The organism is Pseudomonas sp. TKO26, assembly GCF_003225665.1.
GTDB lineage: Bacteria > Pseudomonadota > Gammaproteobacteria > Pseudomonadales > Pseudomonadaceae > Aquipseudomonas > Aquipseudomonas saponiphila.
In genome coordinates, this window is the sequence record NZ_QKLN01000003.1 from 268,823 (window position 1) to 284,490 (window position 15,668).

At 64.1% G+C, this 15,668-nt stretch carries 13 protein-coding genes and 1 pseudogene; 9 read left to right on the forward strand and 5 right to left on the reverse strand.

The features are described 5' to 3' along the window. The first annotated feature begins 45 nt into the window (after positions 1-45). The 4 genes from DNK59_RS06550 to DNK59_RS06565 all read left to right on the forward strand — a co-directional run bounded on the left by DNK59_RS06550 (position 46) and on the right by DNK59_RS06565 (position 6,829). Entirely contained in the window at positions 46-3,675 is a 3,630-nt protein-coding gene (locus tag DNK59_RS06550) for a DUF2339 domain-containing protein (protein ID WP_110722653.1), read from the forward strand. Then, complete coding sequence (locus DNK59_RS06555; protein WP_110722654.1) at positions 3,672-5,051, forward strand: DUF3999 domain-containing protein; 1,380 nt, start codon at positions 3,672-3,674, stop codon at positions 5,049-5,051. Before DNK59_RS06550 ends, DNK59_RS06555 begins: the two co-directional genes overlap by 4 nt. A 161-nt stretch (positions 5,052-5,212) precedes the next feature. Next, positions 5,213-6,223 (forward strand): class 1 fructose-bisphosphatase, encoded by a 1,011-nt coding sequence (locus DNK59_RS06560; protein WP_110722655.1) that lies wholly within the window; start codon positions 5,213-5,215, stop codon positions 6,221-6,223. A 3-nt stretch (positions 6,224-6,226) separates the two neighbouring features. Then, on the forward strand, positions 6,227-6,829 hold the full coding sequence (locus tag DNK59_RS06565) for a DUF924 family protein (protein ID WP_110722656.1): 603 nt from the start codon (positions 6,227-6,229) through the stop codon (positions 6,827-6,829). Between the two features lie 13 nt (positions 6,830-6,842). On the opposite strand, the gene DNK59_RS06570 is transcribed toward DNK59_RS06565, so the two are convergent. The 4 genes and pseudogenes from DNK59_RS06570 to DNK59_RS32405 all read right to left on the reverse strand — a co-directional run. After that, entirely contained in the window at positions 6,843-7,175 is a 333-nt protein-coding gene (locus DNK59_RS06570; protein ID WP_110722657.1) for a type II toxin-antitoxin system RelE/ParE family toxin, read from the reverse strand. Continuing rightward, entirely contained in the window at positions 7,172-7,444 is a 273-nt protein-coding gene (locus tag DNK59_RS06575; RefSeq protein ID WP_110722658.1) for a type II toxin-antitoxin system Phd/YefM family antitoxin, read from the reverse strand. Before DNK59_RS06575 ends, DNK59_RS06570 begins: the two co-directional genes overlap by 4 nt. 169 nt (positions 7,445-7,613) lie before the next feature. Continuing rightward, a complete protein-coding gene (locus DNK59_RS32400; RefSeq protein WP_371826192.1) occupies positions 7,614-8,378 on the reverse strand; it encodes a methyl-accepting chemotaxis protein in 765 nt (254 codons plus the stop codon). Positions 8,379-8,471: 93 nt separating this feature from the next. After that, positions 8,472-9,506, reverse strand: a pseudogene (locus tag DNK59_RS32405) (cache and HAMP domain-containing protein); the annotation flags it as partial. Between the two features lie 282 nt (positions 9,507-9,788). Between DNK59_RS32405 and DNK59_RS06590 the strand changes: the two are divergent. Beyond that, complete coding sequence (locus DNK59_RS06590; RefSeq protein WP_011058771.1) at positions 9,789-10,043, forward strand: hypothetical protein; 255 nt, start codon at positions 9,789-9,791, stop codon at positions 10,041-10,043. A gap of 33 nt (positions 10,044-10,076) precedes the next feature. Then, positions 10,077-10,646, forward strand: a complete 570-nt coding sequence (locus tag DNK59_RS06595) for a lipocalin family protein (protein ID WP_092318809.1) — start codon at positions 10,077-10,079, stop codon at positions 10,644-10,646. Between the two features lie 84 nt (positions 10,647-10,730). Here DNK59_RS06595 and DNK59_RS06600 read toward each other — a convergent pair whose 3' ends face one another. Next, positions 10,731-12,095 (reverse strand): formimidoylglutamate deiminase, encoded by a 1,365-nt coding sequence (locus tag DNK59_RS06600; RefSeq protein WP_110722660.1) that lies wholly within the window; start codon positions 12,093-12,095, stop codon positions 10,731-10,733. A gap of 107 nt (positions 12,096-12,202) precedes the next feature. On the opposite strand from DNK59_RS06600, the gene hutC reads away from it, so the two are divergent. The 3 genes from hutC to hutU all read left to right on the forward strand — a co-directional run bounded on the left by hutC (position 12,203) and on the right by hutU (position 15,621). Continuing rightward, positions 12,203-12,952, forward strand: coding sequence for a histidine utilization repressor (hutC, locus tag DNK59_RS06605; RefSeq protein ID WP_092318813.1), 750 nt, complete (start codon positions 12,203-12,205; stop codon positions 12,950-12,952). After that, positions 12,949-13,521, forward strand: a complete 573-nt coding sequence (locus DNK59_RS06610; protein WP_110722661.1) for a HutD family protein — start codon at positions 12,949-12,951, stop codon at positions 13,519-13,521. The genes hutC and DNK59_RS06610 overlap by 4 nt, the downstream gene beginning before the upstream one ends. 417 nt (positions 13,522-13,938) lie before the next feature. After that, a complete protein-coding gene (hutU, locus tag DNK59_RS06615) occupies positions 13,939-15,621 on the forward strand; it encodes a urocanate hydratase (RefSeq protein WP_092318817.1) in 1,683 nt (560 codons plus the stop codon). The last annotated feature ends 47 nt before the right edge of the window (positions 15,622-15,668 follow it).

Genomic DNA, 15,668 nt, shown 5'->3' on the forward strand with positions numbered 1-15,668 from the left:
ACCGCCGTACCCGTCCGTCAGTGGACCGCTTAGGGATATCGACACATGCAATGGATGTTCATGCTGCTGGGTGCCGTGCTGGGCTGGATCGTCGACCAGTCCATCAGCGATGCCCTGATTGGCGCGTTACTGGGTCTGGTGCTTGGCCTGGCCATTCGTTTCGGTGCCCTGCAGCGACAGGTGCTCGACCAGCACCGTGAGCTGGAGCAGGCGAAAAACACTCTGGCCACCCTGGGCCAGCGCCTGGCCCTGCTGGAAACCCCCGGTGGCGCTGCCCAGGCGTTTGCCGAAACCCAGGTCAGCAGCCCGCCTGCCGAGGCAAGCAGCGGCTTGAGCGCCGCGCCGGAGCTGCAGGACCTGCCCGAATTCATTCTTGACGAAGTCCGGCCCGTGGACCCGGCACCGGCGGCTGCCGAGCTGGTCTGGGAGTTGCCTGCCGCGGCGCGTGCCGAGGCGGCAGTCGAAGCCAGCCCGCCGCTGCCGGAGTCGGTCTGGCAACCCCAGGCGCCGGCCCGAGAGCCGGCCGTGGCGCAGCCTCGGGAGCCGAACCTGATCGAGCGCGCCATCAGCGGGGCGCGCAACTGGCTGTTCGGCGGCAACACCGTGCTGCGGGTCGGCGTGGTGCTGTTGTTCCTCGGCCTGGCCTTCCTGCTGCGCTACGCCACCGAAGGCATGGTGGTGCCCATCGAGCTGCGCTATGCCGGTGTCGCGGCCAGCTCCCTGGGCCTGCTGGGGTTGGGCTGGTGGTTGCGGCGGCGCAACAGCAACTACGCCCTGATGCTGCAGGGCACCGGCATCGCCGTGCTCTACCTGACGGTGTTCGCCGCCATGCGCCTGCACCCGTTGCTCGACCCTTCCGCGGCCCTGGGCCTGCTGGTGGCGGTCACGCTGTTTTCGGCGGTTCTGGCCATCACCCAGGATGCCCTGGGGCTGGCGGCCGCTGCGGCCCTTGGCGGTTTCGCCGCGCCGATCCTGACCTCCACCGGTGCCGGCAGCCATGTGGCGCTGTTCAGCTACTTCGCGCTGCTCAATGCCGGCATTCTGGGCATTGCCTGGTTCAAGGCCTGGCGCCTGCTCAACCTGATCGGCTTTGTCGGCACCTTCGGCATCGGCTTTGCCTGGGGCCTGCGCTCCTATACGCCAGAGCTGCTGTGGAGCACCGAACCCTTCCTGATCCTGTTCTTTGTCATGTACCTGGCCATCGGCCTGCTGTTCACCCGGCGCAAGCTGCTGGATATGCGCGATGCGCCGACGGACGACAGCCGCCAGGCGCTGCTGCACTGGTCCGCGCGCAAGGGCGATTACGTCGATGGCAGCCTGCTGTTCGGCCCGCCGCTGGTGGGCTTTGGCCTGCAACTGGCGTTGGTCCAGCACTTGGAGTTCGCCGCCTCCTTCAGTGCCCTGGCCCTGGGTCTGATCTACATGGTCCTGGCACGGCTGCTGATGGGCGGTCGCGCTCTGTTGCTCGGTGAAACCTGCCTGGCCCTGGGGGTGATTTTCGCCACCCTGGCCATTCCTTTGGGCCTGGATGCGCGTTGGACGTCCGCGGCCTGGGCCGTGGAGGGCGCGGGAGTCTTCTGGCTCGGCCTGCGTCAGCAACGGCCTCTGGCCCGGGCTTTTGCCCTGTTGCTGCAAGTGGGTTCGGCCCTGGCCTTCCTCAGTGAGCTGCAGCCTGGCGACAGCAGCTTGCTGGCCGGCGCGCCTTTGGGGGCATTGCTGCTGGGAGGCGCATTGCTGTTCAGCTTCGACCAGTTGCGACGGGCAGAGCAGGCTCGGGTCGCCAGTTGGGAGCAGGGCACTGCGCCGATCCTGGCAGTCGCCGGACTGGGTTTTCTGTATCTGCTGGCACCGCTGTTCTTCTTCACTCAGGGCACGGCCATCAGTTGGGCACTGGCCGGGCTGGCGACGCTGTTCGTCGGCCTGCGCCTGCAATTGCGGACCTTCCTGTTCACGGCCTTTGCCGTGCAGCTGTTGGGTGGTGGGCTGTTCCTGATGCGCCTGCAAGGCGCGGACGGCGATGCCGGCGCGGTATTGAGCGCCGGCTGGAGCGGCCTGATGAGTGCCTCGCTGATTGGCCTGACCCTGATCGGTGGCATGCTCCTGGCCGCGCGCAACGACATGGTGCGCCATGACCCGCGCCTGCTGCGGGGCTTGTCGGTGGTGCTGCTGGCCGGGCTGATGATGATCAACCTGGCGGTGCTGTTCGTGTTGCCCTGGCGTACCGCCAGCGGCGTCTGGGCCGCCAGTGGCCTGTTGATCATCTGGCTCAGCCTGTATCTGCAGCAGCGCGCCAGTTTTGCCTTTGGCCTGCTGTTGCAGGTGATCGGCGGCAGCACGTTCCTGCTGGCCGGCACGGACGGGTTCTTCAGTGGCGTGGTCGAGGGCGTGCGGCCGTTGGCCAATGGCGACTTCTGGACGCCGATGGTCCTGGCCCTGGCGGCATTGCTCGGGGCGTGGCGCTTGCAGCGGGGCAATCACGGCTCGGCCTTCGACGCCTTGAGCCTGGGGCATCTGTCCGATCTGCTGCTGGCCTGGGGCGTGTGCTGGTGGGCATTTACCTGGTTCAAGGAAGTGCTGCGTTTCGCCCCGGCACATTGGCAGGCCAGCCTGTTGTTGCTGATCACCGCCCTCAGCGTGCTGCTCTGTGCGCTGTTGGCTCCGCGCCTGCGGTGGAAGTCCCTGGGATTGGTGTGCAGCCTGTTGATACCAGCGGGGGCCCTGGTGCTGCTGGCTTCCTGGACGTCGCGCTATCACCCGGCGGCGGATCTGGGCTGGCTGGCCTGGAGCCTGTTGTTCGTCGTGCACTTCCTCAGTGTGCGGCGCCTGGAGGCCTGGCTGCCGGCGCGGGTCTTGAGCATTGCCCATGTGCTGGGTTGCTGGTTGCTGATCGGCGTGCTGGCGCTGGAGCTGCGCTTTGGCTTGCTGCTGTTGTCCGAGCAGTACAACGCCTGGCGCTGGCTGGGCTGGGCGATCCTGCCGAGCCTGTACCTGGTGGCGATGGCCGCGCCGCGAACCTGGCCGTGGCCGGTCAGGGCGCATGCCCGTGAATATCGCCTGTATGCCGCGCTGCCCCTGGCGCTGCTGATGCTGGGCTGGTTCTGGCTGGCCAATACCTTCAGCGATGGCCGCGCCGAACCGCTGCCGTACCTGCCGCTGCTCAACCCCCTGGAGCTGGGGCTGCTGTTTGCCCTGTTCGGCGTCTACGTCTGGTCGCGCAGTGCGCTGCAGGACCTGGCGATCCGCGCCGATTACGCCGAGCGTGGCACGCAGCTGCTGGCGGGGATTTCCCTGTTCGCCTTCTTTACCGTGCTGGTGATGCGCGCCGCCCATCACTGGAGCGGCGTGCCGTTCCAGGCGGATGCCTTGCTTGAGTCGATGATGGTCCAGGCCGGGCTGTCCATCGTCTGGACCCTGATTGCCCTGGGCCTGATGATCGGCGGGCACCTGCGCCATCGTCGCGAAGTCTGGCTGATCGGCGCGGTGCTGATCGCCGTGGTGGTGGCCAAGCTGTTCCTGGTGGAGTTGAGCAACCGAGGCGGGCTGGCGCGGATCGTCTCGTTCATCGGGGTGGGGGGACTGCTGCTGGTGGTGGGCTATTTCGCGCCGTTGCCGCCCAAGCGCGCCGAGGCCGAATCCGCGCCCGGAAAACCGTTGGATGAAGGAGTGTCATCGTGAGTTCGAAGCTGAGCCTGGGCTGGTTGGGCGTTGTGAGCCTGTGTGTGGCGCTGTCCGCCGTGGCCCAGGACAAGCCGGGGGACTTCAAGTCCCAGGCTCCCTTGACCCTGAGTGGCGAGGGCCCCTGGTATCGCCTGGAACTGCCGCTGGACGTGCTGTTGCATGCCAGCCAGGCCGATCTGCGGGATGTTCGGGTGTTCAATGCTGCCGGCGAGCCGCAGGCTTATGCCCTGGCTCGTCAACAGGCACAGACCCGCGAGCAGCAGAACCTCACCGAGGTGAAGTGGTTCCCGCTCTATAGTTCGGCGCAAGCCGGCGACAGCAGCCCCAGTGTGCGGGTGCAATCCGGCGCCAACGGCACTCTGGTGGAGGTGCAACCGGCCACGCAGTTGGAGGCGGGCGAGGAAGTGCTGCGCGGCTGGCTGCTGGATGCCAGTGGCATCAAGGCCCCGCTGCAGCAACTGCTGCTGGACTGGACCAGCGAGCGCGATGGTTTCCAGCGTTTCAGCATCGAGGCCAGCGACGACCTGCAGCACTGGCAATCCTGGGGCGACGGCCAGGTGGCGCGCCTGTCATTTGCCGACGAGCGGATCGAGCAGCATGAAGTGGCCCTGCCCGGGCAGTCGGCGCGCTACCTGCGCCTGCTGTGGAATACCCCGCAATCGGCGCCGGTGCTGACCTCGGCGCAACTGCAGAGCAGCAGCACCAGCAGCCTGCCGTCGCCGCTGGTGTGGTCCCAGCCCCTGCGCGGGACCTCCGCCAAGGCGGGTGAATACACCTGGCAACTGCCCATGGGGCTGAATGTCGAGCGGGTGCGGATCGATCTCAAGGAGGCCAACACGCTGGCACCGGCGACCCTGTATGGCCGCCGTGACAGCAGCCTGCCCTGGCAGACCCTGAACAACGGCCTGCTGTACCGCCTGACTCAGAATGGCCAGGACGTGCAGCAGAACGAACTGCAAGTGCCGGGGCAGACCGTGCAACAGTTGAAACTGACGGTGGACGAGCGTGGCGGCGGCCTGGGGGGCGAGGCGCCGACCCTGGCGTTTGCCGTGCGCGGTACGCAACTGGTGTTCCTGGCCCGTGGCGCCGGGCCTTACACGCTGGCGCTGGGCAACCCGAGCGCGGTGGCGGCCAACCTGCCGCTGACCACGCTGATTCCCGATTACAGTCCGCAGCGCCTCAAGGAGCTGGGCCAGGCCAAGGTCGAGGGCGCGGCGCCATTGACGCCAGCCACCGCCACGGCAGCCGCCGGCGCCGTGGCCGCCGGGCCGGACTGGAAGAAGATCGGCCTGTGGGCCGTGCTGCTGCTGGGCGTGCTGGCCCTGGCCGGGATGGCCGTGAGCCTGCTGCGCAAACCGGCAGCCAAATCCTGATCACTGTGGCGGGGGCCAGTGCCCTCGCGACAAATCCGCCTACGCTGAAAAGCAGTGCCTGAACTCTATCTGCCAGTTCCCTGTCTGAGAGGAGGAAATGCGCCCCGACTCGCGTTAAACTGCGCGGGTTTTCAACCTCCCCCATTCCTCCGGAGCCGTCCATGTCCCGCGTTACCCTGAGTCGCTATTTGATTGAGCAGACCCGCAGCAACAATACTCCTGCCGATCTGCGCTTCCTGATCGAAGTGGTGGCGCGTGCTTGCAAGGAGATCAGCCACGCCGTGTCCAAAGGCGCCCTGGGCGGTGTCCTGGGCAGCATGGGCACGGAAAACGTGCAGGGCGAAGTGCAGAAGAAGCTCGATGTGATCTCCAACGAGATTCTTCTTGAAGCCAACGAATGGGGCGGTCACCTGGCCGGCATGGCGTCCGAGGAAATGGACAATGCCTACCAGATTCCCGGCAAGTACCCGAAGGGCGCCTACCTGCTGGTATTCGACCCGCTGGACGGTTCGTCGAACATCGACATCAACGCCCCGGTCGGCACCATCTTCTCCGTGCTGCGCTGCCCGAACGAGTACCTGAGCCAGAACGAAGCCTTGAACGAAAAGGCCTTCCTGCAGCCGGGCACCCAGCAGGTCGCTGCCGGTTACGCCATCTACGGTCCGCAGACCATGCTGATCCTGACCCTGGGCCACGGCGTCAAGGGCTTCACCCTGGATCGTGAGATGGGCAGCTTCGTGCTGACCCACGAAGACATCAAGATTCCGGAATCCACCCAGGAATTCGCCATCAACATGTCCAACGAGCGCCACTGGGAAGCTCCGGTCAAGCGCTACGTGGAAGAGCTGCTGGCCGGTGATACCGGTCCGCTGAAAAAGAACTACAACATGCGCTGGGTCGCGGCCATGGTCGCCGACGTGCACCGTATCCTGACCCGTGGCGGCCTGTTCATGTACCCACGGGACAGCCGCGAGCCGGAGAAACCGGGCAAGCTGCGCCTGATGTACGAGGCCAATCCGATGTCCTTCCTCATCGAGCAGGCCGGTGGTGCTTCCACCGACGGTCACCAGCGCATCCTCGACATCAAGCCCGAAGGCCTGCACCAGCGTGTGGCGGTATTCCTCGGTTCGAAAGAAGAAGTGGCTCGCGTGACCGGCTACCACAAGGAGTAAGACATGGCCGCGCCCTGGCAGCCTCTGCTTGATTGGTGGTTCGGCTCAGCCGAAAAGCCGGCAGAGATTGTCGCTGCCAAGGGCCGGCTGTGGTTTGGCAAACGCGACAGCCAGGACCTCGAAGCGCGCCAGCGCTTTGCTGGCCTGGTGGAGCAGGCACTGGCCGGCGAATTGGCCGAGTGGACGCAAAGTCCGCAAGGTTGGCTGGCTCTGGTGCTGCTGCTCGATCAGTTGCCGCGCATGATCTACCGCGACACCCCCAAGGCTTTCTCTGGCGACGCCCGTGCCCAGGCACTGGTGGCGCAAGGCATTGCCGCGGATTTTGACCGGCGCCTGCCGCCCATGCAGCGTTGCTTCATCTACCTGGTGTTCGAGCATTGCGAGCACCTGGCGGTGCAGAACGAAGGGGTTTCGCGCTTTGCCGCCCTTCACGACGAACAGCCCGAGGACGATCGTCCGGTATTCGCCGATCACCTGGACTATGCCGAGCGGCACCAGAAAGTCATTGCCCGCTTCGGGCGCTTTCCCCATCGCAATGCCATCCTGGGCCGTGAATCCACTGCCGAAGAGCTGGCTTTCCTGCGCGAGCCTGGTTCGCGTTTCTGACGGACGGCAAGCATTACTTGTCCGCTCGCAACAGGCGCCTCATCAGCAATGACTGCAGGTCTTTGCGCGTATCGGCAATGATGTGGATAAAGACGGTGTTCTCCCGCACTTCGTCGATCACCCGGTTCATGCCGCAAAGTACCTGGCGATAGTGGCGCAGATTGAGCTGCTGAATTTCGTCAGGTACCACGCCAGCGTAGGGCGAGGTCGCCAGTTGAGCCGCGGTGGATTTCAGGTGCTGGAGGGTGCTGTGCCAGGCTTGGGGAGAGAATCGACTGATCAGGTAGTGTCTGAGCTCTTTCAGGTCATGTTCTGCCGAATGCAGAATGACCACCTTGAATCTCATTGCGGGTCGTCCCGCTCCAGGTCGGCAAACACCTGCTCTGCATCACGGAACTGGCCGGCTTCAATCTCCCGGTTGCCCAAGGCCAGAAGTTTCAACATGGCCAGGGTCGCTTCCTGTTCCTCAAAGCTCTGTACATCCATAACCACCAGCTTGGCTTCGCCATTCTGGGTAATAACCAGAGGCTCGCGGCTTTCCGTCAGTTGCTTGACGATCTCGGCGGTGTGGCTTTTCAGGTAACTGATGGGCTTGACCTGGGATGAAAGCTTCAAGGGGCGGGCTCGACTGGAAAGGCAGGCCTGAGTTTAGTCTTAATCCAGTTCTGTTGGGGGCGTGCAGACCAGCGACTGTATTGCCGAATGTCCGCAATCGAATGATTTCGCCGGCAAGCTGGCTCCTACGCAATAGTGGTAGGAGCCGGCTTGCCGGCGAAGCTGCTGCTCAGATACGGAAGCTGCCCACCAGATGCTGCAGGCGCTTGGCCTGTTGTTCCAGGTCGGCGCAGGCGCGCAGGGTGGCTTGCAGGTTTTCCACCCCTTCCTGATTCAGGGTGTTGATCTCGGTGATGTCGACATTGATCGACTCCACTACCGCAGTCTGTTCCTCGGTGGCGGTGGCTACCGACTGGTTCATGCCGTCGATCTCGCCGATGCGCTGGGTCACGCTGCCCAGGCGCTCGCCGGCCTGGTTGGCGATGCCGACGCTGCTTTCGCTTTCGCGCTGGCTCTCGGTCATGGTGCCCACCGCTTCACGGGCACCGACCTGCAGTTCCTCGATCATTTTCTGCACTTGCTGCGCCGAATCCTGGGTGCGGTGCGCCAGGTTGCGCACTTCGTCCGCCACCACCGCGAAGCCGCGCCCGGCCTCACCGGCGCGAGCCGCTTCAATGGCGGCGTTGAGCGCCAGCAGATTGGTCTGCTGAGAGATGCTGGTGATCACTTCAAGGATCTGCCCGATGTTCACCGTATTGCTGTTGAGCGTCTCGATGTTGTCGCAGGAGCTGCTGATCTTCGCCGACAGCTGATGCATGGCGGCGATGGTCTGGTCCACCACTTGCTGGCCGTCTTGCGCCAGGCTGCGGGCCTCGCTGGAGTGCTGCGAGGCGAGGGCAGCGTTCTGGGCGATTTCCTGGGCGGCGGCGCCCAGCTGGTTGATGGCCGCGGCCACGCTGCTGGTGCGCGAAGCCTGTTGGTCGGAGTTGAACATCGACGAGTTGGAGGCGGCGACCACGCGCAGGGCCACTTCGTTGACCTGACCGGTGGCCGAGGACACCTCGCGGATCGAACTGTGGATGCGTTCGACGAAACGGTTGAACGACAGCCCCAGGGTGCCGAATTCATCGTGGCCATGGATCACCAGGCGTTTGGTCAGGTCGCCTTCGCCTTCGGCGATGTCGTGCATGGCCCGGCCCATCACGTGCAGCGGCTGCATCAGCATGCGGATCAGCATGCCCAGCAGGCTGATGATGATTACCACCGCAATCAGCATGGCGATGATCGCCGAGGTGCGAAACTCACTGAGCACGGCGAAGGCGGTGTCCTTGTCCAGCACCAGGGCCACGTACCAGTCGGCCGAGGGCACGCCGTTGACGTGGGTGAAGGAGATCAGCTGGGTCTTGCCATTGAGCTGCACTTCCTTGAGGCCGGGGCTGATGGTCGGGGCACCCGCGGGATAGGCCTCGGCGAGACTCTTGAGTACCAGCTTGCTGTCGGGGTGGATGAGGATCTTGCCGTCGGCGCTGACGATGAAGGCCTGGCCATGACCGCCGAAGTTCAGCGAGTTGATGATGGCGCTGATGCTCGACAGATCGATGTCGGCGCCGGCCACGCCGATCATCTGGTTCTGGTGCTGTACCGGGGTGGCCACGGTGATCACCAGCTTGCCGGACGAAGCGGCGATGTAGGGCTCGGTGACGATGGTCCGTTGCGCGCCCGTGGCCGCCTTGTACCAGCCACGGGCGCGGGGATCGTAGTCGGCGGCGCGATTGCCGGCCGGCACCGAAAACATCACGCCGTCCTGACCGCCGAAGTAGCTGAGCTGGAAGTTGCCGGTGTAGGCGGGCAGGCCGACGCTGCGTTTCAGGCTCTCGGCGCCACTGCCGTCCACGGCGATCTGCTGGGCCAGTGACTGCAGGAGCTGGATGCGGCTTTCCAGCCAGGTCTGGATATTGCTGGTGGTCAGGCTGCCCAGTTCCTGCATGGTTGATTCGGTGCTATTGCGCAGGGCTTCGCGCTGTCGGTAGTCGTTGAACAGAATAAAACAGGCGAACGCGACGGCCACCACCAGGGCGGCGGCGAGCAGGATCTTGTGGCTGAACTTCATGTTTCTGGTCATTAAGTGAACTACCGCGATGGGCTGGTCAACGAGGGGGCGTCAATTTGCCACAGTGGAGGGCTTTACGCTGCAGTTATGTCGACTGGCCATCAAGGAAGATGAGGAGCAGGCGGGGAAAACCGACGAACTGCAGGGCTGGGTGAAAAGGTGCTTGATTTGCCGGGAAAATGCCCCGCCCGCCGGGCAAGAAATACCCGGCCGCGCGGGGAACCAGAAGGGGGTTTTCTCTTCTAAGCTTCTGGTTGGCTGACAGGCCTTCCTCCCTTCGTCCAGGAGTTCACCATGTCCCTGCGTTCTCTCGCTCTGTTGTCCTTCTGCGTGCTGCTGGCCGCGTGCAGCAAGGTCAATCAGGAAAACTATTCCAAACTCTCGGCGGGCATGCCCAAGGCCGAGGTCGAACAACTTCTGGGTAAGCCGACCGACTGTTCGGGCGCGCTGGGTATGTCCAGTTGCACCTGGGGCGACAAGAACAGCTTTATCAGCGTGCAGTATGCCGGTGACAAGGTTCTGATGTTTTCCGGGCAAGGCCTGAAGTAAGAACCGGGGCTTTGGGCCCACGGGAGAAAAATAATGATGCGTTTTGTTTTCACTCTTCTGGTCGGCCTGCTCTTGGCCGGCTGCGCCACGTCCCGGGACGATTCGCTGGCGCCCAAGACCGTCAACCACGTCGATCTCAAGCGTTACCAGGGGACCTGGTACGAGCTGGCGCGGTTGCCGATGTATTTCCAGCGTAACTGTGCGCAATCCGAGGCGCGTTACACCCTGTTGCCCGAGGGCAACGTGGCCGTGCTCAATCGTTGCCTGACCCCGGAGTGGAAGTGGGAAGAGGCCCGTGGCACCGCCACGCCTCAAGTGACGGGCAAGACCGACAAGCTGTGGGTGCAGTTCGATAACTGGTTCTCGCGGCTGCTGCCGGGAGCGACCAAGGGCGACTACTGGGTGCTGTATGTCAGCGATGACTACAAGACCGCGATTGTCGGCAACCCGAACCGGCGCTACCTGTGGTTGCTGTCGCGCACGCCCGAGGTCAACGAAACGGTGCGAGAAGAGTTGCTGAGCAAGGCGCGTCAGCAGGGCTATGACACTACGCGACTGATCTGGCGAGTGTCGGACTCGGCCATGGCCAAGACCTCGAAATAGATTCATCCCCTGTAGCAGCCGACTTGCCGGCGAAGGCGCTCGCATGGGCGCTTTCGCCGGCAAGCCGGCTCCTGGGCGTATGGGTCAGTTGAGCAGGTCGCGCAGTACCTGGGTGAAGGCCCGGCTACTGTCTTCTTCGGCGGCGTGATGCCCGTCGCGCACCACCCATTGTCCACCCACCATCACATCCCGCACCTGACGGTCGCCACCGGCGAACAGCCAACGGTTGAGAATGCCGTCGCCCTCGGCCGTGGCCAGGTAGGGGTCATTGCCATCCAGCACCAGCCAGTCGGCGCGCTTGCCCACGGCCAGGGCGCCAATGCCTTGCCCCAGGGCCTGGGCGCCGCCATCCAGCGCGGCGTCGTACAAGGTCCGGCCAACCATGGGCTGGTCGGCGCGGTACAGGCGGTTGCGCCGTTGATCCCGCAGGCGCTGGCCGTATTCCAGCCAGCGCAGTTCTTCCACCACGCTCAGCGATACATGGCTGTCGGAACCGATGCCCAGGCGACCGCCCTGGGCGAGGAAATCCACGGCCGGGAAGATGCCGTCCCCCAGGTTGGCTTCGGTGGTCAGGCACAGGCCGGCAATCGCCCGGCTTTTGGCCATGAGGCTGACTTCTTCCGGGTTGGCGTGAGTGGCGTGGACCAGGCACCAGCGCTGATCCACCGCGACGTTTTCGTACAGCCATTGCAGGGGGCGGCGTCCGCTCCAGGCCAGGCAGTCGTCAACTTCCTTCTGCTGCTCGGCAATGTGGATGTGTACCGGGCACTGGGGATCGCTGGCGGCCAGCACTTCGCTGATCTGCTGGGGCGTGACCGCGCGCAATGAGTGAAAGCACAGGCCCAGTTGCTGGTTGGCCTGCTGCGCCAGCATGGGTTGCAGTTGCTGTTGCAGCTTGAGGTAGTTTTCCGTGCTGTTGATGAAGCGGCGCTTGCCGTCATTCGGCGCCTGGCCGCCAAAGCCCGAGTGGCTGTACAGCACCGGCAGCAGAGTCAGGCCGATGCCGCTGCCGGCAGCCGCCTGGCTGATGCGTCGGGACAGCTCGGCGGGGTCGGCATAGGGCCGGCCATCGCTGTCGTGGTGCACGTAATGGAATTCGGCCACCGAGGTGTAGCCGGCCTTGAGCATTTCGATGTACAGCTGGCGGGCGATGACCTGCAGTTGGTCTGGGGTGATCTTGCCCACCAGGCGGTACATCAGGTCGCGCCAGGTCCAGAAGCTGTCATTGGGGTTGCCGGCCACTTCCGCCAGCCCGGCCATGGCCCGCTGGAAGGCGTGGGAGTGCAGGTTGGGCATGCCGGGCAGCAGCGGGCCCTTGAGCCGTTGTGCACCTTCAGCGCTGGCGTTGGCCTGGATCTGTGTCAACAGGCCATCGGGGCTGACTTCAAGACGTACATGATTGGCCCATCCATCAGGCAGCAGCGCGCGTTCGGCAAAGAAGGCGGACATGGTTCAAGCACCCCATCGTGTGTTATTTGTATATACATATACAGACGTTTGCCTGCCCGGTAAACTCCGGCAAGCTAGTCACCTTTTTTGCTCAACAAGGATTTCCTGTGCCGACTCCGCCTGCCAAATCGCCGCTGGCTGCCCATCTGGGCGATAGTCCGGCGCCCTTGTATGCCCGCGTCAAACAGATGATCACCCAGCAGATCGAGAGCGGAAACTGGCCGCCGCATTATCGGGTTCCCTCGGAGAGCGAGCTGGTCAACCAGCTGGGTTTCAGCCGCATGACCATCAACCGCGCGCTGCGCGAGATGACTGCCGAAGGCCTTCTGGTGCGCATGCAGGGCGTGGGGACGTTCGTCGCCGAGCCCAAGAGTCAGTCGGCCTTGTTCGAAGTGCACAACATTGCCGACGAGATCGCTTCCCGCGGCCATCGGCATACCTGCCAGGTCATTACCCTGGGCGAAGAGGCCGCCGGTTCCGAGCGCGCCCTGGCCCTGGACATGCGTGAAGGGCAGAAGGTCTTCCACTCGCTGATCGTGCATTTCGAAAACGACATCCCGGTGCAGATCGAAGACCGCTTCGTCAACGCCCTGGTGGCGCCGGAGTACCTCAAGCAGGACTTCACCCTGCAAACCCCCTACGCCTATCTGTCCCAGGTGGCGCCGCTGACCGAGGGCGAACATGTGGTCGAGGCGATCCTCGCCGAGCCCGAGGAGTGCCGGCTGCTGCAGATCGAACGTGGCGAGCCGTGCCTGCTGATTCGCCGTCGTACCTGGTCCGGACGTCAGCCGGTAACCGCTGCCCGGTTGATCCACCCCGGTTCCCGTCATCGCCTGGAAGGACGCTTTCATAAATGATCCGGCCCACCCTGTTACGCGCCGCCGACTACCCGCGCATGCCCTGGAAGAACGGCGGTGGCAGCACCGAAGAAATCACCCGTGATGCCGGCACTGGCCTGGAAGGTTTTGGCTGGCGCCTGTCGATTGCCGACATTGGCGAGTCCGGCGGCTTTTCAAGCTTTACCGGTTATCAGCGGATCATTACCGTGCTGCAAGGCGCGGGCATGCAGTTGACGGTGGATGGCGAAGAGGTACGGCCGTTGCTGCCGCTGGATCCCTTCGCCTTCAGTGGCGCCAGCCAGGTGAGCTGTGCGCTGCTGGACGGGGCGATCCGCGACTTCAACCTGATCTACTGCCCTGAGCGTTATGTCGCTCGTTTGCAGTGGTTCGATGGTCAGCAGCGCTTCTTTACCCAGGCCCACACCGTGCTGGTGTTCAGTGCTGCCGAGCAAGCCTGGGTCGACACGGGCGGTACTCCGTTGCAGGCCCTGGGTCGTTACGATTGTCTGCGCCTGGATCGCAATGCCGGCGTAGTGGAGATCGCCACCGACGGACGCTGCTGCGTCATCGAACTCACCGCCCGCTGATTCCCAAGGGCCGTCGCAGACCGGGATACGGGCTGCGACGGCCGCAGATTTTCCCTCCTGATACCTTCCCTTCGAGTGCCTCCCGCTGCGGGTCCGCGGCGCCGGTTTGTGCAGCGCATCTTTCCCCACCGGGGCGGTGTCCCCCGCGCACCCATTTGTTACCGAACGCCCCAGAACAGCGCAAAACTGCTGTCTGGTAACAGTCTCGCGGCTGAGCAAAATTCCCTTCTTGAAAAATCTCGCTCTGTTGAAAGCCTTATTCCACAAGGCCTGCAGTTTTATCCCAGGGTTTTTCAGTTACGTCTCAAGCAAGTTGGCCGCTTGATTGCATATGCTTGTATGTACAAGTAAATATGTGTGCGTAAGAGTCGATGGAATCCTCTTCGCACCTTGGACTCATCGCCGAGGAGTTTTTCCGTGACTGACAGCAAACCCACCAAGTTCCGCAACGTCGAAATTCGCGCCGCACGTGGCAACAAGCTGACCGCCAAGAGCTGGCTGACCGAAGCGCCGCTGCGCATGCTGATGAACAACCTCGATCCGGAAGTCGCCGAGAACCCCAAGGAGCTGGTGGTCTATGGCGGCATTGGTCGCGCCGCGCGCAACTGGGAGTGCTACGACAAGATCGTCGAGGCCCTGACCCAGCTCAATGACGACGAAACCCTGCTGGTGCAGTCCGGCAAGCCGGTCGGTGTGTTCAAGACCCACAGCAATGCGCCACGGGTACTGATCGCCAACTCCAACCTGGTGCCGCACTGGGCCAGTTGGGAGCACTTCAACGAACTGGACGCCAAGGGCCTGGCCATGTACGGCCAGATGACCGCTGGCAGCTGGATCTACATCGGCAGCCAGGGCATCGTCCAGGGCACTTATGAAACCTTCGTCGAGGCCGGTCGCCAGCATTACGACTCCAACCTCAAGGGCCGCTGGGTCCTGACCGCAGGCCTGGGTGGCATGGGTGGTGCGCAACCTCTGGCCGCGACCCTGGCCGGGGCCTGCTCGCTGAACATCGAGTGCCAGCAGACCAGCATCGACTTCCGCCTCAAGACCCGTTACGTCGACGAACAGGCCACCGACCTGGACGACGCCTTGGCGCGGATCAAGAAATACACCGCCGAAGGCCGCGCGATCTCCATCGCCCTGTGTGGCAACGCCGCTGAAATCCTGCCGGAACTGGTACGCCGCGGCGTGCGTCCGGACATGGTCACCGACCAGACCAGCGCCCACGACCCGCTCAACGGCTACCTGCCCAAGGGCTGGACCTGGGAGCAGTACCGCGATCGCGCCAAGACCGAGCCGGCCGCCGTGATCAAGGCCGCCAAGCAGTCGATGGCCGAACACGTCAAAGCCATGCTGGCCTTCCAGAAGATGGGCGTGCCGACCTTCGACTACGGCAACAACATCCGTCAGATGGCCCAGGAAGAAGGCGTCGAGAATGCCTTTGACTTCCCGGGTTTCGTCCCGGCCTACATCCGCCCGCTGTTCTGCCGCGGCATCGGCCCGTTCCGCTGGGCGGCGCTGTCCGGCGACCCGCAGGACATCTACAAGACCGACGCCAAGGTCAAGGAACTGATCCCCGACGACGCCCACCTGCACAACTGGCTGGACATGGCCCGCGAGCGCATCAGCTTCCAGGGCCTGCCAGCGCGGATCTGCTGGGTCGGCCTGGGCCAGCGCGCCAAGCTCGGCCTGGCGTTCAACGAAATGGTGCGCAGCGGCGAGCTGTCGGCGCCGATCGTCATCGGTCGCGACCATCTGGACTCCGGTTCCGTGGCCAGCCCGAACCGTGAAACCGAATCCATGCAGGACGGCTCCGACGCCGTGTCCGACTGGCCGCTGCTCAACGCCCTGTTGAACACCGCCAGCGGTGCGACCTGGGTTTCCCTGCACCACGGCGGCGGTGTCGGCATGGGCTTCTCCCAGCATTCGGGGATGGTCATTGTCTGCGACGGCACCGATGAAGCAGCCGAGCGGATTGCCCGGGTGCTGCACAACGATCCGGCTACCGGGGTCATGCGTCACGCCGACGCCGGCTACCCGATCGCGATCGATTGCGCCAAGGAACAGGGCCTGAACCTGCCGATGATCACCGGCAAGTAACCGGAGTATCGGTTCTCCCAACCCTCCCTGTAGGAGCCAGCTTGCTG

What these genes read in the sequence shown, in the direction of transcription:
- DNK59_RS06550 (WP_110722653.1), top strand. Translation starts at nt 46, where the DNA reads ATGCAATGGATGTTCATGCTGCTGGGTGCCGTGCTGGGCTGGATCGTC.
- DNK59_RS06560 (WP_110722655.1), top strand. Translation starts at nt 5,213, where the DNA reads ATGTCCCGCGTTACCCTGAGTCGCTATTTGATTGAGCAGACCCGCAGC.
- DNK59_RS06565 (WP_110722656.1), top strand. Translation starts at nt 6,227, where the DNA reads ATGGCCGCGCCCTGGCAGCCTCTGCTTGATTGGTGGTTCGGCTCAGCC.
- DNK59_RS06570 (WP_110722657.1), bottom strand. Translation starts at nt 7,175, where the DNA reads ATGAGATTCAAGGTGGTCATTCTGCATTCGGCAGAACATGACCTGAAA.
- DNK59_RS32400 (WP_371826192.1), bottom strand. Translation starts at nt 8,378, where the DNA reads ATGTTCAACTCCGACCAACAGGCTTCGCGCACCAGCAGCGTGGCCGCG.
- DNK59_RS06590 (WP_011058771.1), top strand. Translation starts at nt 9,789, where the DNA reads ATGTCCCTGCGTTCTCTCGCTCTGTTGTCCTTCTGCGTGCTGCTGGCC.
- DNK59_RS06595 (WP_092318809.1), top strand. Translation starts at nt 10,077, where the DNA reads ATGATGCGTTTTGTTTTCACTCTTCTGGTCGGCCTGCTCTTGGCCGGC.
- DNK59_RS06600 (WP_110722660.1), bottom strand. Translation starts at nt 12,095, where the DNA reads ATGTCCGCCTTCTTTGCCGAACGCGCGCTGCTGCCTGATGGATGGGCC.
- DNK59_RS06610 (WP_110722661.1), top strand. Translation starts at nt 12,949, where the DNA reads ATGATCCGGCCCACCCTGTTACGCGCCGCCGACTACCCGCGCATGCCC.